The sequence below is a fragment of the Caballeronia mineralivorans PML1(12) genome (assembly GCF_001028175.1).
Taxonomy (GTDB): Bacteria; Pseudomonadota; Gammaproteobacteria; order Burkholderiales; family Burkholderiaceae; genus Caballeronia; species Caballeronia mineralivorans.
The window spans coordinates 1-18,439 of the sequence record NZ_AEJF01000176.1; the positions used below are offsets into that span (position 1 = coordinate 1).

At 61.2% G+C, this 18,439-nt stretch carries 16 protein-coding genes and 1 pseudogene; 5 read left to right on the forward strand and 12 right to left on the reverse strand.

Features of this window, described 5'->3' with window-relative positions:
* From EOS_RS29740 to EOS_RS44965, 5 genes and pseudogenes are all read left to right on the forward strand, one after another.
* Positions 1-2,234 (forward strand): LPS-assembly protein LptD (locus EOS_RS29740; protein WP_047895782.1); only part of this gene is annotated, 2,234 nt, incomplete at its 5' end.
* A gap of 81 nt (positions 2,235-2,315) precedes the next feature.
* Positions 2,316-3,686 (forward strand): peptidylprolyl isomerase, encoded by a 1,371-nt coding sequence (locus EOS_RS29745; RefSeq protein ID WP_082163559.1) that lies wholly within the window; start codon positions 2,316-2,318, stop codon positions 3,684-3,686.
* An 11-nt stretch (positions 3,687-3,697) separates the two neighbouring features.
* Positions 3,698-4,681, forward strand: a complete 984-nt coding sequence (pdxA, locus tag EOS_RS29750) for a 4-hydroxythreonine-4-phosphate dehydrogenase PdxA (RefSeq protein WP_047895784.1) — start codon at positions 3,698-3,700, stop codon at positions 4,679-4,681.
* A 48-nt stretch (positions 4,682-4,729) separates the two neighbouring features.
* A complete protein-coding gene (gene rsmA, locus EOS_RS29755) occupies positions 4,730-5,542 on the forward strand; it encodes a 16S rRNA (adenine(1518)-N(6)/adenine(1519)-N(6))-dimethyltransferase RsmA (RefSeq protein ID WP_047895785.1) in 813 nt (270 codons plus the stop codon).
* A 477-nt stretch (positions 5,543-6,019) separates the two neighbouring features.
* Positions 6,020-6,226 (forward strand): annotated as a pseudogene (locus EOS_RS44965) (porin); the annotation flags it as partial.
* A gap of 9 nt (positions 6,227-6,235) precedes the next feature.
* On the opposite strand, the gene EOS_RS29760 reads toward EOS_RS44965, so the two are convergent.
* From EOS_RS29760 to ybeY, 12 genes are all read right to left on the reverse strand, one after another.
* The gene (locus EOS_RS29760) at positions 6,236-7,171 is read right to left on the reverse strand and encodes a DMT family transporter (protein ID WP_047895786.1); all 936 of its coding nucleotides are present in this window, start codon (positions 7,169-7,171) and stop codon (positions 6,236-6,238) included.
* A 238-nt stretch (positions 7,172-7,409) separates the two neighbouring features.
* Positions 7,410-7,796, reverse strand: coding sequence for a lactoylglutathione lyase (gene gloA, locus EOS_RS29765; protein ID WP_047895787.1), 387 nt, complete (start codon positions 7,794-7,796; stop codon positions 7,410-7,412).
* Positions 7,797-7,943: 147 nt separating this feature from the next.
* Positions 7,944-8,939 carry a M48 family metallopeptidase gene (locus tag EOS_RS29770; protein ID WP_047895788.1) on the reverse strand — a complete coding sequence of 332 codons (996 nt, stop codon included), beginning with the start codon at positions 8,937-8,939 and terminating at the stop codon, positions 7,944-7,946.
* 96 nt (positions 8,940-9,035) lie between these two features.
* Positions 9,036-9,809: a lysophospholipid acyltransferase family protein gene (locus EOS_RS29775; RefSeq protein WP_047895789.1), complete on the reverse strand. Its 774-nt coding sequence runs from the start codon at positions 9,807-9,809 to the stop codon at positions 9,036-9,038.
* Positions 9,810-9,857: 48 nt separating this feature from the next.
* Positions 9,858-10,421, reverse strand: coding sequence for a D-glycero-beta-D-manno-heptose 1,7-bisphosphate 7-phosphatase (gmhB, locus tag EOS_RS29780; RefSeq protein ID WP_047895858.1), 564 nt, complete (start codon positions 10,419-10,421; stop codon positions 9,858-9,860).
* An 11-nt stretch (positions 10,422-10,432) separates the two neighbouring features.
* Positions 10,433-12,532 (reverse strand): glycine--tRNA ligase subunit beta, encoded by a 2,100-nt coding sequence (gene glyS, locus EOS_RS29785; RefSeq protein WP_047895790.1) that lies wholly within the window; start codon positions 12,530-12,532, stop codon positions 10,433-10,435.
* A gap of 18 nt (positions 12,533-12,550) precedes the next feature.
* On the reverse strand, positions 12,551-13,558 hold the full coding sequence (gene glyQ / locus EOS_RS29790; RefSeq protein ID WP_075645415.1) for a glycine--tRNA ligase subunit alpha: 1,008 nt from the start codon (positions 13,556-13,558) through the stop codon (positions 12,551-12,553).
* Between the two features lie 179 nt (positions 13,559-13,737).
* Entirely contained in the window at positions 13,738-14,208 is a 471-nt protein-coding gene (locus tag EOS_RS29795; protein ID WP_047895791.1) for a GNAT family N-acetyltransferase, read from the reverse strand.
* 7 nt (positions 14,209-14,215) lie between these two features.
* Positions 14,216-15,922: an apolipoprotein N-acyltransferase gene (lnt, locus tag EOS_RS29800; RefSeq protein ID WP_047895792.1), complete on the reverse strand. Its 1,707-nt coding sequence runs from the start codon at positions 15,920-15,922 to the stop codon at positions 14,216-14,218.
* 203 nt (positions 15,923-16,125) lie between these two features.
* On the reverse strand, positions 16,126-17,028 hold the full coding sequence (locus EOS_RS29805; RefSeq protein ID WP_047895793.1) for an HlyC/CorC family transporter: 903 nt from the start codon (positions 17,026-17,028) through the stop codon (positions 16,126-16,128).
* Between the two features lie 235 nt (positions 17,029-17,263).
* Positions 17,264-17,941 (reverse strand): gamma-glutamylcyclotransferase, encoded by a 678-nt coding sequence (locus EOS_RS29810; protein WP_047895794.1) that lies wholly within the window; start codon positions 17,939-17,941, stop codon positions 17,264-17,266.
* 3 nt (positions 17,942-17,944) lie between these two features.
* Entirely contained in the window at positions 17,945-18,412 is a 468-nt protein-coding gene (gene ybeY, locus EOS_RS29815) for an rRNA maturation RNase YbeY (RefSeq protein WP_047895795.1), read from the reverse strand.
* Between the last annotated feature and the right edge of the window lie 27 nt (positions 18,413-18,439).

Here is an 18,439-nt window from a genome sequence, read left to right on the forward strand (position 1 = left end):
AGCCGCTCGGCGACGCCTGGAGCCTGCGGCTTGCGCCGCAACTCGAAGAGCGGCCGTTGCGCCAAGGCGACCAGCCGGCCACGTTCGTGCTGGGCGACCACACCACGGGCACGGCCGACCAGGACATGGCCGCGAAGGGTTCGGCGGAACTGCGCCGCAATGTATCGGTGGTCAAGTCGGATGCGCTGCATTACGACCAGGACACCGACATGGCCGATGCTTACGGTCATGTCAGGATCTTCAACAACGGTAATTCGTTCATCGGCCCGGAAGCGCACTTGAAAGTGGAGGCGAACGAGGGTTACATGACGAACCCGAAGTACCGCTTCAACCTCTCGAACGGTTCGGGCAGCGCCGAGCGCGCGGACCTGATCGACAACGAACAGACCCGCGTGGACCACGGCACGTACACGGCCTGCTCGTGCGAGACGGACCCGGCCTGGTACATCAAGGGCACGTCGTTCGACTTCGATACCGCCGCGAACGAAGGCGTCGCGCACAACGGCGTGCTGTTTTTCCAGGGCTTCCCGGTGTTCGCGAGCCCCTGGCTGTCGTTCCCGCTGACCGGCGAACGGCGCAGCGGCATCTTGCCGCCCACGGTGTCGCTGAATTCAACCACCGGTTTTGAAGCGTCGCTGCCGTATTACTTCAATATCGCGCCGAATCGCGATTTGCTGGTCACGCCGCGCCTGATGACGCGGCGCGGCATTCAGTTGCAATCCACGTTCCGGTATTTGTCGCCTACTTATTCGGGCACGATCACCGGCGAATTCCTGCCGCAGGACATGCAGACGCATACGAACCGTTATGCGATCTACTTCCAGCACCAGCAGAACTTCGGCGGCGGTTTCGGCGGGTACATCAACTACAACAAGGTCTCGGACAATCAGTATCCGGAAGACCTGGGCAACGCCACAAGCCAGATCCTGAACGGCACGCAGGTGTTGTATCAGCAGGAAGTGGGGCTTACGTACAACAACGGGCCGTGGTCGATTCTCGCGCACGAGCAGCGCTGGCAGGTATTGCCGCCTGCGGTGGCGCCGTATGCGCGCGAGCCGCAGTTGAACGTGCTGTACAACAAGTACAACGTCGGCGGTTTCGACTACGGCGCGGAGATGGACTACACGCGCTTCACGACCACCGTTGCGGACTCCACGGAAGGCCAGCGCGCTGTTTTTAATCCTTACCTGAGCTACAGCGTCACCGGCCCGGGTTATTTCGTCACGCCGAAGGTTCAGTATCACTTCGCGTCGTACGACCTGAATCATATTGGCAGTGCGGCCAACGGCACGCCTGCAGGCCAGCCGACGAGCCTGACGGAATCCATTCCTACTGTCAGCTTCGACACGGGCCTCGTGTTCGACCGTTCGGTGCGCATCTTCGGCCAGGATTACATCCAGACGCTGGAACCGCGCCTGTATTACGTGTACACGCCGTATCGGAACCAGCAATTCGCACCTATCTTCGATACCGGCCAGTCCGACTTCAGCCTTGCTGAAATCTACACGCCGAACACGTACGCGGGTAATGACCGTATTGCCGACGCCAACCGTCTGACGGCCGGCCTGACCACGCGTTTCATCAACCCGGCAACGGGCGACGAGCGCGCGCGTTTTGTCATCGCGCAGCAGTATTATTTCCAGCCGCAGCGCGTGACCATCTCGAGCACGCAGTCGCTTGCCCAGGCGAAACACTCGGACCTGATCCTGGGTGCGTCCTTCAAGCTGGGCGCTGGTTTTTCACAGGAAACGGCGTTCCAATATAATGCCGATAACAATCAGCTGGTGCGCTCGAGCGTCGGTTTCGGGTTCAGCCCGGAAGCGCGCAAGGTCATCAATATTGGCTACCGGTACACGCGGGCGAACGAAACCACGCTGTCCACCTCGCCGATCAACCAGATTCTGATTTCGGCGCAATGGCCGCTGACGCGACACATTTATAGCGTCGGCCGGGTGAACTACGATCTGGCAGGCCATCGTCTCGTCGACGGGCTGCTGGGCTTCCAGTACGATGCCGACTGCTGGACGCTCGGCGTCGGTTTGCAGCGTTACGCAAACGGTGTCAATAGCACTGGCAGTAACACTGCCGGCACGCGTGTTCTCGCTCAGTTGACGTTCAAGGGCTTGTCGAACGTCGATAATGGCCTGACCGCAGCGTTCCGCGCCGGCGTCAACGGTTATACGCCGCCGCCACCGCCGCCCGCACCGCTCGCGCGTTACACCAATTACGAATGAGCGTGCGAGGTGCGTGCACGCAGCAGAGCAAGGCAATAGGGCCGGTCACCGGCCGCAATCGATGGAGTATCTGTGTCAAACATGAACAAGTTGAAGTGCGCAACGTTCGCGGCAGGTGTTTTCGCCGCAGCTTTACTGGCCGGCCCGGTGGCGCACGCTCAGGCGCTGTCGTCCACAGGCACGGCGGGCGGCGCGCAGATTGCGGACTCGGTCGTCGCGGTGGTGAACAACGACGTCATCACGGCACGTGAACTCGCTGACCGCACGGGTCTTATCGTGCGCCGCCTGCAACAGCAGAACGCGCCGGTGCCCGCAGCGGATCAGTTGCAGCGCCAGGTGCTCGACCAGATGGTGATCGAGCGCATCCAGTTGCAGAAGGCGAAGGAAGACAACATCACCATTGACGACGCTACCGTGCAACGCACGCTCGAGCGCCTCGCGCAGCAAAACCAGATGACGCTCGACGTGTACCGCGCGCGGATCGAGGCGCAGGGCGTTCCATGGGCGACCTTTCAACGCGACGCCCGCACCGAGCTGACGCTGTCGAAACTGCGTGAGAAAGAGGTGGACAGCAAGATCACGGTGTCGGACGCGGAAGTGGCGAACTACGTGGCAAGCCAGCGCGGACCGAACGCCAGCCAGTCCAACGACCTGCATCTGCAGCACATCATGTTCAAGGTGCCGGACAACGCGTCGCAGGCGGACATTGCCGCGATTCAGGCGAAGGCCGACGCCGTGCTGAAAGACGCGCAGAGCGGGTCGGATTTCACCAAGCTCGCGAAGAGCAATTCGCAGGACACCGACGCACCCAAGGGCGGCGATCTCGGTTTCCGTACGCAGGCTTCGCTGCCGGCTTCTATCGTGAGCGCGGTGTCGTCCTTGCGTCCGAACTCGGTGAACCCGCAACTGATTCGCACCGACGGCGGGTTTGAAATCATCAAGCTGGTGGAACGCCGCACAGGACAAGGCCAGGCGGCCGACGCGCCCAAGCTCGTGCAAACCCACGTCCGGCACATCCTGATACGCGTTGCCGACGGCATGTCCGAGCCGGTCGCGCGTCAGAAACTGCTGGAAATCAAGACTGACGTTGCGAAGGGCGGCGACTTTGCCAACTTCGCGCGGACCTATTCGCAGGACGGTTCCGCGTCGCAGGGCGGCGATCTCGGCTGGATCAGCCCGGGCGAAACTGTGCCGGAATTCGAGCGCGCGATGAACAACCTGAAAGACGGCGAAGTCAGCGATCCGGTGCGCAGCGAGTACGGTTATCACTTGATCCAGGTGCTGGGACGCCGCGAAGCGGAAGGCTCGGTGCAGCAGCAGCTGGACACGGCACGTCAGGCGATAGGCCAGCGCAAGGCGGAACAAGCGTATTCCGATTGGCTGCGTGAGCTCCGCGACACCGCCTACGTGCAGTACAAGGGCGTTGCGGCTCAGCAGGCTTTGAACCAGTAAGGCTTGGCGAGATGAACGCAGCAGGCCGCCCACTATCAATAGCCATTACCACCGGGGAACCGGCGGGCGTGGGGCCTGAATTGACGGTGGCGGCGCTGGCTAAGGCTGCAGCGCGGTGGCCGTCGGTGCGGTTTTCAGTGCTTGGCGACCGTGAGTTGATGGCCGAACGGGCAGGGTCGTCGCCGTGGCTTTCTGCGGGCGCTGCGATCGAGATCGAGCATCACGCGCTGAGCGTTCCGGTCACCGCGGGCAAGCTGAATGCCGCTAACGGGCGTTATGTTCTCGGTCTGCTCGATACGGCTATAGACGGGGCGTTGAGCGGACGTTTCGACGCCATCGTCACGGCGCCGCTGCAGAAAAGCACCATCAACGACGCCGGTGTTCCCTTCACCGGCCATACCGAATATCTCGCAGAACGCACGCATACGCCGCGCGTCGTCATGATGCTCGCGGGCATGGGTGACCGGCCGCTGCGCGTCGCGCTTGCTACCACGCACCTGCCGCTGAAAGACGTGTCGGCGGCGTTGACCGTGGACGGCATTGTCGAGACGCTGAGCATTATCGATCGCGATCTGAAAGCGCTGTTTGGCCTGCCCAAGCCACGCATCCTGGTCACCGGACTCAACCCGCACGCGGGCGAAAATGGTTACCTGGGCCGCGAGGAAATCGATGTCATCACGCCCGCGCTTCTACAAGCGCGCGCGCTGGGCATCGACGCTCCCGGTCCGTATCCGGCGGATACCTTGTTCCAGCCGCGTTATCTCAAAGACGCCGATTGCGTGTTGGCAATGTTCCACGACCAGGGTTTGCCGGTCCTTAAATTTGCCACGTTCGGCGAAGGCATCAACATCACGCTTGGGCTTCCGATCATCCGCACGTCGGTCGATCACGGCACCGCGCTCGATCTGGTCGGCACGGGGCGCGCCGATCCGGGCAGCCTGATTGTTGCTATCGACACAGCCGTCGCCATGGCGCGCCATCGTCGCGCGGCCTGATTCCTTTTGCCTCATTCCTTTTCATTGCGGTTTTAATCGGTTCCTCCGATGTCCATCAAGCACCAGGGCCACTTCGCGCGCAAGCGCTTCGGGCAGAACTTCCTCGTCGATCAAGGCGTGATCGATTCGATCGTCGACACCATCGCCCCCAAACGCGGCGAACGCATGGTCGAAATCGGGCCGGGTCTCGCCGCGCTCACCGCGCCGCTGATTGAACGGCTCTCCACGCCCGAGTCGCCGCTGCATGCAGTCGAGCTGGACCGCGATCTGATCGGACGGCTTGAAAAGCGCTTCGGCAATCTGCTGGCGCTGCATGCCGGCGATGCGCTCGCGTTCGACTTTGGTTCGCTCGCGCTGGAAGGTGAAAAACCGTCGCTGCGGATTGTCGGGAATCTCCCGTACAACATTTCCAGTCCGCTGCTGTTTCACCTGACCGCGTTCGCGCCAAAAGTTATCGATCAGCATTTCATGTTGCAGGACGAAGTGGTGGACCGGATGATCGCCGAGCCGGGCAATAAGGATTTTGGTCGGCTGACGGTGATGCTGCAGTATCGATATTCAATCGATAAGCTGATCGACGTCCCGCCCGAATCGTTTAATCCGCCGCCGAAGGTGAATTCAGCCATCGTGCGGATGATTCCGTACGCGCCGCACGAATTGCCGGACGTGGATGACAAGGTGCTCGGCGAGGTCGTGCTGGCGGCGTTCTCGCAACGGCGCAAGATGATGCGCAATACGCTGGGCGTGTATCGCGATCGCGTGGATTTCGATGCGTTGGGATTCGATCTTTCGCGGCGCGCCGAGGAAGTGCCGGTTGCGGAGTTTGTGAAACTGGCGCAGGTGGTGGCAGCGGCGCGGTAGTCGTCGCTTGGCGGCTTTTTAGTGGCGCTGGCGGGCTTTGGTGGGGTTTGTCTGTGTCGCGGGCTGTGCCGGCGGTTTTGGGCCACTCTATCAAGGCGCTGTGGCTCTTCTGTTTGGTCCCCTATCTATCTCAATATATCTGGCTCGCCGAAGACATCGGCGGCGTTTGCGTCGTGACGCATCTTTAGTCCTGATCCCATGCAGCTTGCGCATCCTCACGATGCAAGGAATGCACTGGAGTTAACCCCCTCCTTAGTCTCAAATTGGCGGTTCAAACGCGCAGCAGACCCTTATAAGGAGCGGCCGCTTTAGCGGCATGACGCGGGAACATCGGAGACGTACAACGGCTTCTTTGATTCGTGGTGGTACAGGCAAAGCCTGATCGTCGCATTACGACATCACGAGGAGACGTATGAAGAGATCGGGACCACTTAAAAAACGAGCGGATTGGGTAAATGGTGCAAGCTCGGTTACGCATTGCTACCAGCAGCGTTCGCCAGCGAGACGAGCCACGCACAATCCAGCGTCACGCTCTACGGTATTGCCGACATCAGCATTCGCTACCTGTCCAACGCCGACACCGCAGGTGACGGCCGCTTCCTGATGGGGCCGGGCGGCATGAGCGCGAGCCGCTGGGGCATGAAGGGCGTTGAAGACCTGGGCGGTGGCTGGGCGGCGACCTTCAAGCTTGGTTCAAGCGCGCCGCCGTCCGGCCGGTGCATTGACCAGCGCGATGCCGGTCACCACCAGTGCCGATGCAACCATGAAGCGCGTCGTCAGCGATTCGCCCAGCAGCACCACGCCAAACCCGACACCGAAGATCGGCGTGAGGAACGAGAACACCGAGAGCCGCGACGCCATGTAGCGCGTGAGCAGCCAGAACCACGTGAGATAGCTCAGGAACGCTACCACGATCGCCTGATACGCGAGGCTCGCGACGGCAGTCACCGTGATCGTGTTCACATGCGTCTGGCCCATCGCAAAGGCTAGCGCGAGCAAAATGATTGCCGATACCCCAAGCTGATAGAGGAGCGTCTTGCTCGCAGTTGCACGAGCGAGCGGCGATGCGCGGATAACGACCGTTGTGGCTGCCCAGAATACGCCGCCGAGCACGCCGAGGGCATCGCCTGCTGTGCCTTGCCATGTCGATGTGCTGCCCGGAGCCGGGTGCAGGAAGCCATCGGCGAAAGCGATTGCGATACCGCCGAATGCCAGCGCTATGCCGACCCATTGCACCCGCTTCAGCTTTTCTCCCGCGACGAACCAGTGCAGGCCGAGCGCCATGAAACACGGCGCGGTGTAGAGAAAGACGACCATGCGCGTGGCGCTGGTCAACGTCAGTCCCAGGAAAATGCAGACGAATTCGCCGCCGAACAGTACGCCGGCGAGCAGGCCGGACGCGAGGGTATCGTCGCTGCGAAATAGCGCGACGCCGCGCGAACGTGTCCATAGCCAGACGAGGACTGTCGCGATGGTTGAGCGGATGCCGGCTTGAAGCAGTGGCGGGAAGGAGGCGTTCGCGCCCTTTATGGCGACCTGCTGGAAACCCCACACGGCGCATAACGCGATCATCAGCAGGATGGCGGTAGCGTCGGGGGCGCGGCGCAAGGGCAGGGCGGTGGTGCTCATGGATTATTGTGGTATTACCGATAGCGTGAGCGAGTCTCTGCCGCATTTTGCCATCGATGGCGTGAGGCTGTCGTTTTCACCATTCATCATGGCCGGATCATGCCAATGATGGTTGCCAATTTTTATGAATTGAGGATATCTGACTACTTGAGTTGGTATTGGTACGGACGTGATGCGCCAACGCCAGCACAAAAAGAATGAGGCTCCCGAAGGAGCCTCAAACAGCGCGAGGCGTGCCTCAAGAATGTTTCTCGATCAACTCGACCTTATACCCATCCGGGTCTTCAACAAACGCGATCACCGTCGTTCCGCCTTTCACCGGACCGGCTTCGCGCGAGACCTTGCCACCCGCCTCGCGGATACGATCGCAAGCTGCCGCGGCGTCGTCCACTTCCAGCGCGATGTGCCCATAAGCCGAGCCCAGGTCGTACTTGTCGACGCCCCAGTTGTACGTCAATTCGAGTACGCTGTTTTCGCTTTCGTCGCCGTAACCGACAAACGCGAGCGTGTATTTGTACTCGGTGTTTTCGCTCTGACGCAGCACTTTCATGCCGAGAATGCGCGTGTAGAAATCGATGGATCGCTGCAAGTCGCCGACTCGCAGCATGGTGTGAAGAAGTCGCATGATGGGGTTCCTGTGGGGATGTCGATTGACCGGGCGGTCCGCTCTACCGCGTCTCAGTGAGAAACGTGCACGATGAAAACAGCCGCATTGAAAATTGTACCGCCCGCAGCGAACGCCCGCAGAGCGCCGCTCTTCGCTTAAGAAACCTTAAAGCAGGGGCAGCAATTCGGGCGGATGGTGCTTGAGCGTATGCCGTGCTTCGCGGAAGTCCGGAAAAATCGATTCTACGGTTTTCCAGAAACGCGGGCTGTGATTCATCTCACAAAGATGCGCAAGTTCGTGAGCAACCACGTAGTCAATGATCGGCACAGGGAAATGAATCAGCCGCCAGTTGAGGCGGATCTTGCCGTCGCTGGAACAACTGCCCCAGCGCGTGGCCGCCGACGACAACGCATACGTGCGGAACTCCACCCCCAGTTTGGCCGCGTACACCGGCAGCCGCTCGCCGAAAACCTGCAACGCCTGCGCGTGCAGCCAGCCTTGCACACGCTCGCGAATCTGCTGAACCTCGGCAAGCGCGGGAAGACCGAGCCAGAGCATGCCGGCGTCGGTATCGAAGTGAGGCCGCGTCGCGTTCTTGCCGGTCGCACCCGGTGCGGCGCCAAGCATGACGCTGATGCTCTGCCCGAGATACGGAAGTTGCGCGCCATCCTTCCATTCAATCCGCGGGACCACGCGTTGTTCAACGCGCGTTTGCCACTCGTCTAGCTTCTTGAAGATCCACTTCTCTTTCTCGGCAATCGCACTTTCGATTGCCCCGATCGTCACCCAACGCGGCGCGGTAATCGCGAGACCGGTGCCATCGATGGTGAAGCCGATCGTCCGGCGCGACGAACGTTTCAAGCGGTAATCGAGCATCTGCGAACCGAGCATGAGCTGCCGGTTGCGCGTGCCATCGGGTGCACCGGGCACACGTAATGGCGGCGCGGGCGTGCTGGACGTCTCGGTTGTGTCGGCCGGCCCAATGTCGCCACGCAAGCTTGCGGGCATGGCGGCGGCAGCGGGTGTGGCAAGAACGGTAGGAACGGCAGGCAATGGCACCGCACTCGGCGGCCTTGGCTCACTGGGCAGGTTGAGCGGCAGGTCGAGTTGCGGGTTGTCGGGCGCGGCAGCGGGACGCTGTCGCGAGGGAGTCTTCTGCATCGGCTCAGCTTGGCGCACGCGGCGCAGGAATGACGGGAACAACGAAAGTAATGAAACTAACGATAAAAACAATCGAAGCGGTAACGACACCCGGGTCTACAGGCCGGTAGTCGCGCCGGGAGACTCGGTGGCGAAACGATCGGCGAAACCGTACGAGTCCGGATCGATACGACGCATTTCTGCTTCGATCCAGCGCTCCACGCGCAGGTTAACTTCTTCCGGCGTGAGGCCTGTCGTGTCGATCGGACGACCGATGGACAGTGTGACTATACCCGCATATTTGAGAAACGATTTCCGCGGCCAGACGTGCCCGGCATTGTGCGCGATCGGTACGACAGGCGCGCCCGTCTCAACGGCGAAACGCGCGCCGCCCGACTTGTACTTGCCTTGCTGGCCCACGCGCGTGCGTGTGCCTTCGGGGAACATGATGACCCATGCGCCTTCGGCCATGCGCTCGCGTCCTTGACGTGTCACCGATGCAAACGCGTCCTTGCCCTGGCGCCTGTCGATATGAACCATCTTCAACATGCCCATGGTCCAGCCGAAGAACGGCACGAACAGCAACTCGCGCTTGAACACATAGCAGAGCGGACGCGGCATCAAGGCGGGGAACGCGAGCGTTTCCCACGCGGACTGGTGCTTGGACAACAGCACGGCAGGGCCGTCGGGGAGGTTCTCCAAACCTTCGATCCTGTAGCGGATGCCGTTCAGGTAGCGCATCACCACGATCGATGACTTGCACCAGTACGCGGCCATCCAGTAGCGTTTCTCAGCGCTCATGAACGGAAACGCGATGAAGCATGCACACGCGTACGGCACCGTATACAGCGCGAAATAAACCATCAGCAACAACGAACGAATGAAGCGCATCGGCTTGAATAAGTCTTATGTGATGTGACGAAAGACCAGAGCGTCAGCTCAGTCGTGATCTGCGGCGAGGAAGTCGAGCGCGAAGGTGCGCAGGTCGGCGTGTACTTTTGTATTCGGCGGCAGATTGCCCCCTGCCAGCGTTTTCTGTCCCTTGCCCGTCAGCACCAGATGCGTCGCGAAGCCGAGCGCGGCACCGGCTTGCAGATCGCGCAGCGAGTCGCCGACCACTGGCGTGCCTTCGGGATCGATCTCGAAACGCTCCACGATCTGCTGCAACATGCCGGGCTTCGGCTTGCGGCACTCGCACTCGTCTTCCTGCGTGTGCGGACAGAAAAACACCGCATCGATGCGGCCACCTACCGCCGCCGCCGCCCGGTTCATCTTTTCATGCATGGCGTTGAGCGCGGCCATGTCGAAGAGACCACGGCCGATACCCGATTGATTCGACGCGATCGCCACGCGATAGCCGGCCTGGTTCAAACGCGCGATCGCCTCCAGACTGCCGGGTATGGCAACCCATTCATCGGGCGATTTGATGAACGCGTCGGAGTCGACGTTGATCACGCCGTCACGATCGAGGATCACCAGTTTTCTGTTTGCGTTGGTCGGCATGGTGTGGCGCATCAGGCGGCAAGCTTCGAAATGTCCGCGACGCAATTCATCTGCTGATGCAGTGCGCCGAGAAGAGCCAGGCGGTTGCTTCGCAGCGCCGGATCTTCGGCGTTCACCATCACGTCGTTGAAGAAGGTATCCACGGCATCGCGCAACGCGGACAACGCGGAGAGCGCTTCCGTGTAGTTGCGTTCGGCCAGTTGCTTTTGCACGACTGGTGCGACTTGTTCGAGTTGAGCGTAAAGCGCCTTCTCGGCTGCCTCTTGAAGCAGGGCAGGCTGCACGCTGAACGGCACGCCCTCCGCCGACTTCTTCAGGATATTCGAGATGCGTTTGTTCGCCGCAGCAAGCGATGCGGCTTCGGGCAGCGAAGCGAATTCACGAACGGCATCCAGACGCGCGACGATGTCGTCCAGACGCGCGGGGTTCAGGCTCAGCACCGCGTCGATTTCAACCGCATTGAAACCACGCTCGCGCAGCACGCCACGCAGACGGTCCATGAAGAACGCGTAGATGGCATCGGTTGAATCGGCGACTTGCGGCATGTCGGCGAATTGCTTTTGCGCCGTGCGCAGCAAATCGAACAAGTCGATGGCAAGGCGCTTCTCCAACAAGATGCGCAGCACGCCAAGCGCGTGACGCCGCAACGCGAACGGATCTTTCTCGCCGGTCGGCTGCAAACCGATGCCCCAGATGCCGACGAGCGTTTCCAGTTTGTCGGCCAAGGCAACGGCGCTGCTCACGCCGGTGGACGGGGTTTCATCGCCGGAAAAACGCGGCTGATAATGTTCCGAACACGCGAGCGCGACTTCTTCGGGCTCGCCGTCGTGGCGCGCGTAGTACGTGCCCATCGTGCCTTGCAATTCGGGGAATTCACCGACCATGTCGGTGATCAGATCGGCCTTCGCGAGCAGGGCGGCGCGCTTCGTGACCGCCACGTCCACACCGATCATTGGCGCAATCTCGCCGGCCAGCGCTTCAAGCCGCTTGACGCGTTCCAACTGCGAACCGAGCTTGTTGTGATACACGACGTTCGCGAGCAGTGGCACGCGGTCGGCGAGGCGTTTCTTCTTGTCCTGCTCGAAGAAGAACTTGGCATCGGCGAGACGCGGACGGACCACGCGCTCGTTGCCTTCCACAATGTCGCCCGGCGTCTGTGTATCGATGTTCGACACAATCAGGAAACGCGAACGCAACTTGCCATGCTCGTCAGTCAGTGCGAAATACTTCTGGTTCGTCTGCATGGTCAGGATCAGGCACTCCTGCGGTACTTGCAGGAACGATTCGTCAAAACGGCACTGATACACAACCGGCCATTCGACCAGCGCATTCACTTCGTCCAGCAGAGACTCGGGCATGACCACGCGATCTTCGCGCGCGAATGCCTGCAACTGCGTGCGGATGGATTCGCGGCGGTCGTCGAAATTCGCTACAACCTTGCCCTTCGAGCGCAGCGTTGCAGCGTAGTCGTCGGCGTGCGTGATCGCGACAATGCCTTCTGACATGAAGCGATGACCCAGTGTGGTGTCGCCGGAATCGATGCCGAGCGCACTCACCGGCACGATATGACGGCCATGCAACGCGATCAGTCCATGCACCGGCCGCACAAACTGCACGCTGGTGCCGTCGGGCCGCTGATACGTCATCACCTTCGGAATCGGCAACTTGCTGAGCGTTTCTTGCAGAGCGGTCTGCAGACCTTCAGCAAGCGTTGCGCCGGGCGCGGCGTAGCGCAGGAAGAACGCTTCGGCTTTGCCGTCCTGAGCGCGTTCGAGATCGGCAATCGGAAAGTCGGGGAAACCCAGCGCCGCGAGTTTCTTCGCGAGCGGTGCGGTGGGCTGGCCGTCTTTATCGAGTGCGACGGAAACCGGCAGCACTTTCTCGCGCACTTGCCGTTCCGGCGCGACCGCACGCACGTTCTTGATAAGCACAGCGAGACGTCGCGGCGTGGCGTATTTTTCGAAACTCGCTTCGCCTTCAATCAGATCTCGGGCGGCAAGCCGCTGCACGATACCTTCGGCAAACGAGGTGCCCAGGCGCGCGAGCGCCTTCGGCGGAAGTTCTTCGGTCCGCAGCTCGACGAGCAGCGATGCAAGATTGGATTCGGTCATTGTTATGTCGTGCTCTGGTCAGGCCTGATCGATATTGCGCTCGACCTTCAGCGCCGGCGCCCACGCGGGCTTGGCGGCATCTTGTGCGTCGGTGGTGAGTCCGGCCGCGGCGTGTACGGGGTTTCCGAGCATCGGGAAACCGAGCGCCTCACGCGACTCGTAATAGCCCTTCGCGACCGCACGCGACAAATCGCGAATCCGGCCGATATATGCCGCGCGCTCCGTCACCGAAATCGCGCCGCGCGCGTCCAGCAAGTTGAACGTGTGGCCGGCTTTCAGCACAAGTTCGTATGCGGGCAGCGAGAGCTTCGCGTCGATCATCTTCTTCGCTTCGGCTTCGTAGCTCGTGAAGAACGTGAACAGCAACTCGACGTTCGCGTGCTCGAAGTTGTAGGTGGATTGCTCGACTTCGTTCTGGTGATAAACGTCGCCATACGTCAGGCGTCGAAGTTCGCGGCCGTTCGGGGTGTCCTCTTCCCATTCGGTCCACACGAGGTCGTAGACGTTCTCCACTTTCTGCAGATACATGGCGAGTCGTTCGAGACCGTACGTGATCTCGCCCAGCACCGGCTTGCAGTCGATACCGCCAACTTGCTGGAAGTACGTGAACTGCGTGACTTCCATGCCGTTCAGCCAGACTTCCCAGCCGAGACCCCACGCGCCGAGCGTTGGGTTTTCCCAGTCGTCTTCCACGAAACGCACGTCGTTCTGCTTCAGGTCGAAACCGAGCGCCTCGAGCGAGCCGAGGTACAAGTCCAGGATGTTTTCAGGCGCGGGTTTCAGCACCACTTGGTACTGGTAGTAATGCTGAAGGCGGTTCGGGTTGTCGCCGTAACGGCCGTCCTTCGGACGCCGCGATGGCTGCACGTATGCCGCGCGCCACGGTTCCGGGCCGATGGCACGCAGGAACGTGTGCACGTGCGAGGTACCCGCGCCGACTTCCATGTCGATCGGTTGAAGGAGCGCGCAACCCTTGTTATCCCAATAGGATTGCAGCGTCAGGATGATTTGCTGAAAAGTGAGCATGAATGCCTTTGAAGCGTGCCTTCGAAGCTTGGGCCGTGTGCCGGCGTGCCTTCGAAGCGGACCGGAAAAATGCACCGGCCGGAGGGCTAAAACGTTGAATTTTAGCGGGAATGAGGGGCTTGTGCGACTTTCCGGAGGCGAAGGGCGGGCCATGGGCCGTTCGGCCGGCAAAACGGCTGTTATCCGCCGAGTCGTTTCGTCATGGGCACGCAATCCATCGTGAGGCCGCGCGGCGAGCGGTATTGCGCGATCTCTTCGCCTTCGAATCCGAGCGAGCGATAGAACGGCGCGGCGTTCAGCGTGGATTCGAGCCTGAGCTTCGGAAGCCCGTGCGAGCGCGCGAGTGCTTCCAGATAGCGGACCATTCCCGCACCAATGCCGCGTTTCATATACGCAGGATGGACGAAAATTGCATCGATTTTGCCGGTCGTGAGGTCGATCATGCCGGTGCCCACCACACGCTCGTCCACCGTCGCCACCAGGAAGCGCTCTTCAACGGCATCGGCGAATGCTCTGGACGCCACGCCGCCCGTCCATTGTTCGAGCTGATCCAGCGGATACGCGAGCGCGCATTCGCTCATCACGGCGGCGCGGCGGATGTCCCAGGCGGTTTGCGCCTCTGCTCGCACGGCTTTGCGGATCGTGAACATGGCGGGTTTAGCGCTTCTTTCGACCATTGTCGTCAGGTTTGTTGCGGCCATTTTTGCCCGGCGCGAATGCAAATCCGAACGCCAGCAGCAACAGCGACACCACGATTACCGTCATGTTGCCGCTCGTGACATACGGCGTGCGGCCGGACGTGCCCTGGACCGTGGCATCGAGCGAACCCACGGTGTACACGGGCAACCGTGCTACCACAGTGCCGTTCGCCGCGATCACGGCCGTCGTGCCCGTATTGGTCGAGCGCAGCATCGGCCGTCCGGTTTCGATCGAACGCATGCGGGCCATTTGCAAATGCTGATCCAGCGCGATGGTGTCGCCGAACCACGCAAGATTCGTCGAGTTCACCAGGATGCCCGCGGGCGCTTCCTGTTCGCGAATCGTCCGCGCGATCTCTTCGCCGAAAATGTCTTCGTAGCAGACATCGAGGGCAATCGGCTGGTTGCGCACGAAGAACGATTTCTGCACCGGCGGGCCGCGCCCGAGATCGCCGAGAGGAATGCCCATGAGCGCCACGAACCAGTGGAAACCCGTCGGCACAAATTCGCCGAATGGCACGAGATGATGCTTGTCGTAGCGGTACACATCCTTCTGGTTCGGCGTGATGCCGAACAGGCTGTTGGTGTAGTCGGTCGCGCGGCCTTCCGCGTTGACGCTCACGCCAATAGCGCCGAACAGGATGGATGAGTTGGTGGTGTCGGAGAAATTGCGTAGCGCGAGCGCCAAGTCCGGGGGCACCTGGACGGCCAGGATCGGCAATGCAGTTTCCGGCGTGACAATGAGGTCCGCAGGCTTCTCGGTGATCAGCTTTCTATACAACGCCAACGACTGATCCACGCCTGCCTGCTCGAACTTCATGTCCTGCTTTACGTTGCCTTGAAGCAGCCGGACGGTGAGAGGCGCGTTCGCCGGGATCGTCCATTCGACCAGCGACAGCAACATGCCGGACACAAGCACCACCGCCGCCACGATGAACGGTGCATAGCGCGCGCCCTTTGACGTCGACACGGCGCCGTGTCGAACGGTATAAAACCCCTGCACGAGCAACGCCGCCACGAGCCCAAGCGCCCAGCCAACGCCATACACGCCTGCGACAGCGCCGAAGCCTGCCAAAGGGCCATCGACTTGAGCGTAGCCGCTCGCAAGCCACGGGAAGCCGGTGAACACCAGGCCGCGCAGCCACTCTCCAAGCGCCCACGCGCTCGCGAATGCGAACGCGCCGTGCCAGGTCGGCACGAAACGCGGCTCGTCGGCGGGCACGGCAGCGGAGGAACCATTGTCGTCATAACGCGCACGGCCCGCGCACAGCGACCACACGACTGCGCTAAGCGCCGGATAGATCGCGAGGTACATCGAAAACAACGCGACGGCCGCGGCCGCTAGCGGCGCAGCCATCCCGCCGAAATCATGCATGCTGACATACAGCCACCACACGCCCGTCACGAAGTTGCCGAACCCAAATGCCCAGCCCGTCAATGCCGCACCTTTCCAGCCATTGGTGCGCGTGAGCCACGCGAAGAACAGCGTGAAGATCACCAGTTCGACCCAGCCGCCATGTGGCGTGGGGGCGAACGAAAGTGTATTGGCCGCACCGAGGACGGCCGCGACGAGGTAATGCCAGAACGGCAGGGACCGGGCCGCGCCGGCAGCGGATGGCTGCCGGGTACCGCGCCGGAAGGTGAAACGAGACGAAGAGTCGGCCATGGATTACGGGGTCGGCAGAAAGTGAGCAAATGACAAAGCGTGACCGGCGCTCGTCATTTCATGAGTGGACGCGAGATGCCTGCGCAGCCGGTAGGCCATTGGCGGTTGACGAGTAGTGTGCACACGCTGTGTTACAGGCTTGAGGAGACCCGCTCAGGTCGGCTCAGTGGCGTTCGAGCGCGTTGAAATGTACTCAATCGTGTTCAATCGCGCTCGTCGTCGTTGTCGCGCGAGTGGCCGTCGAGCGGGTTTGTGTTGGGCGCGCGCCGCACGCGCAGCACGTGGATCTGGCGGGCGTCGCCGCGCAGAATCTCGAACACGAAGTCGTCGATGCGTACCTTCTCGCCACGATGCGGCACGCGTCCAAACCGGTGCGTGACCAGCCCGCCGATGGTGTCGACTTCGTCGTCGGAATAATGGGTGCCGAACTCTTCGTTGAACTGCTCGATACCGGTCAGCGCCCGCACGCGATGGCGCCCATCCGGCGTTGCAATGATGTTGCCGGCTTCTTCGTCGAAGTCGTATTCGTCTTCGATGTCGCCAACAATCTGTTCCAGCACGTCCTCGATCGTGATCAGTCCCGCCACGCCGCCGTATTCGTCCACGACGATGGCAATGTGATTCCGGTTCACGCGGAAATCGTGCAGCAACACGTTCAGGCGCTTCGATTCGGGGATGAACACAGCCGGGCGCAACATGCCGCGGACGTCGAACTCTTCCTCGTGGTAATAGCGCAGCAAGTCTTTTGCAAGCAGCACGCCGATCACGTTGTCACGGTTGCTTTCATACACCGGATAACGCGAGTGCGCTTTTTCGAGCATGAACGGAATGAACTGCTCGGGCGTTTCGGCGATGTTGATTGCGTCCATCTGGGCACGCGGAATCATGATGTCGCGGGCGCAGAGTTCGGAAACCTGGAACACGCCTTCGATCATGGAGAGCGAATCCGCGTCGAGCAGATTGCGTTCGTGGGCGTCCTGAAGGACTTCCAGCAATTCGTCGCGCGATTCAGGTTCGTGCGAGATGAAATCGGTCAGGCGCTCGAGCAGCGTGCGCTTTTCCGGCGGCTTGTCGGTGTGTCGTCGACTGGGATAGGCGTCGTTCATAGTGGGGCGTGCGGAGTGTTCCGAACGCTAAATTACGGAAAGTTAAGAATACACCAAGGAAATAACGCGCCAATTCAAGCCCGGCGCGAAGACGTTCAAATCGCGTGAAAACATCGTAACTGATAAATATGGGCCGAGTATGTCGAGGCGGTGACGTTGGCCTGTTGGCCAGAAGTCGGACGTTCACCACGCATTCAGATCAGTTTTATGCGCATTTTTAAAGCGCTCGTCATGCTCATTCCTGCGACGAATTTGCATCCCGGCAGCAGCGCTGCAACAACGCTTCAAGTTGCCGGTCCGGCATGCCGCATTCGCGCAGCGCCATGACCGTGCGGCTGACGTAGTCGAGTGTGGTGCCGTATCGGCCGGTCGCGCAGCCGAGTACGTGGCGCACCATCGGGTCGGCGAGCTTGCCGGTGTAGGTCGACGCCTCACGCCGCATCACGAAGGCCAGCGCCTCCACGCGGCGGCCGTCTATCAGCGTGCACGGCAGCCACGCCACGCGGTAAGAATTCATGGCCATTTCACGCCGCCACAGCACCTCGAGGTGCGGCTCTGCGCCCTCGGCGGCGAGCCGGAACGCCATGCCCGAGCACGAACCGCCGCGATCCAGCGCCAGTACGAGGCCGGGCTGCTCCGGTGTGCCGCGATTCACGCGCGACCACAAATACAGTCCACGATGGTATCCATGCACCTTGCTGCGCACCGTTTCCACGGCGGGCAAGCCCGGGTTCCAGATCAGCGAGCCATAGCCGAACAGCCAGAGATCCGCCTTGCGATCCCACTGCGCCAGCGCTTTTTCACGCGACGCGGCGAGCTCATCGTCGGTGAGAAGGCGCGACTCCCCAAAGACGGGAGGGTAATGGTCTGGAATCTGCGCAGGCAGTTCGGAGGAGGACGGATCGTCAGTCACGGCTTAATCGGGCGGTAGCGGCAAATAAGGATCGGTGAAACCGAGCTTCTGCATGATGCCCGTTTCGATCGATTCCATCTCTTCCGCTTCTGCGGAATCTTCGTGATCGTAGCCCTGGGCATGCAGCGTACCGTGCACGATCAGATGCGCGTAATGCGCGGCAAGCGGCTTGTTCTGCTCGCGCGCCTCGCGTTCCACCACCGGGCAGCACAGCACCAGATCGCCCGTGACCGGATCGTCTTCCGACTCGGCGTACGCGAACGTCAGCACGTTGGTCGCGTAATCCTTCTGCCGATACGACCGGTTCAACGTCCGGCCTTCCTCGGTATCGACGAAACGCACCGTCAGCTCGGCGTTCGCGAACAGCGACGCCTTGATCCAGCTAGCCACCGTTGCGCGAGGCAACAGCGCCTTGTGTTCAGGGAACGTTTTAGCGGCGGGGAACTGCAGCGTCAGCGCAAGTTTGGGCATGCGGGGTTCGGGCGAATAAGTCGGGCG

What these genes read in the sequence shown, in the direction of transcription:
- EOS_RS29745 (WP_082163559.1), top strand. Translation starts at nt 2,316, where the DNA reads ATGAACAAGTTGAAGTGCGCAACGTTCGCGGCAGGTGTTTTCGCCGCA.
- pdxA (WP_047895784.1), top strand. Translation starts at nt 3,698, where the DNA reads ATGAACGCAGCAGGCCGCCCACTATCAATAGCCATTACCACCGGGGAA.
- rsmA (WP_047895785.1), top strand. Translation starts at nt 4,730, where the DNA reads ATGTCCATCAAGCACCAGGGCCACTTCGCGCGCAAGCGCTTCGGGCAG.
- EOS_RS29760 (WP_047895786.1), bottom strand. Translation starts at nt 7,171, where the DNA reads ATGAGCACCACCGCCCTGCCCTTGCGCCGCGCCCCCGACGCTACCGCC.
- gloA (WP_047895787.1), bottom strand. Translation starts at nt 7,796, where the DNA reads ATGCGACTTCTTCACACCATGCTGCGAGTCGGCGACTTGCAGCGATCC.
- EOS_RS29770 (WP_047895788.1), bottom strand. Translation starts at nt 8,939, where the DNA reads ATGCAGAAGACTCCCTCGCGACAGCGTCCCGCTGCCGCGCCCGACAAC.
- EOS_RS29775 (WP_047895789.1), bottom strand. Translation starts at nt 9,809, where the DNA reads ATGCGCTTCATTCGTTCGTTGTTGCTGATGGTTTATTTCGCGCTGTAT.
- gmhB (WP_047895858.1), bottom strand. Translation starts at nt 10,421, where the DNA reads ATGCCGACCAACGCAAACAGAAAACTGGTGATCCTCGATCGTGACGGC.
- glyS (WP_047895790.1), bottom strand. Translation starts at nt 12,532, where the DNA reads ATGACCGAATCCAATCTTGCATCGCTGCTCGTCGAGCTGCGGACCGAA.
- glyQ (WP_075645415.1), bottom strand. Translation starts at nt 13,558, where the DNA reads ATGCTCACTTTTCAGCAAATCATCCTGACGCTGCAATCCTATTGGGAT.
- EOS_RS29795 (WP_047895791.1), bottom strand. Translation starts at nt 14,208, where the DNA reads ATGTTCACGATCCGCAAAGCCGTGCGAGCAGAGGCGCAAACCGCCTGG.
- lnt (WP_047895792.1), bottom strand. Translation starts at nt 15,922, where the DNA reads ATGGCCGACTCTTCGTCTCGTTTCACCTTCCGGCGCGGTACCCGGCAG.
- EOS_RS29805 (WP_047895793.1), bottom strand. Translation starts at nt 17,028, where the DNA reads ATGAACGACGCCTATCCCAGTCGACGACACACCGACAAGCCGCCGGAA.
- ybeY (WP_047895795.1), bottom strand. Translation starts at nt 18,412, where the DNA reads ATGCCCAAACTTGCGCTGACGCTGCAGTTCCCCGCCGCTAAAACGTTC.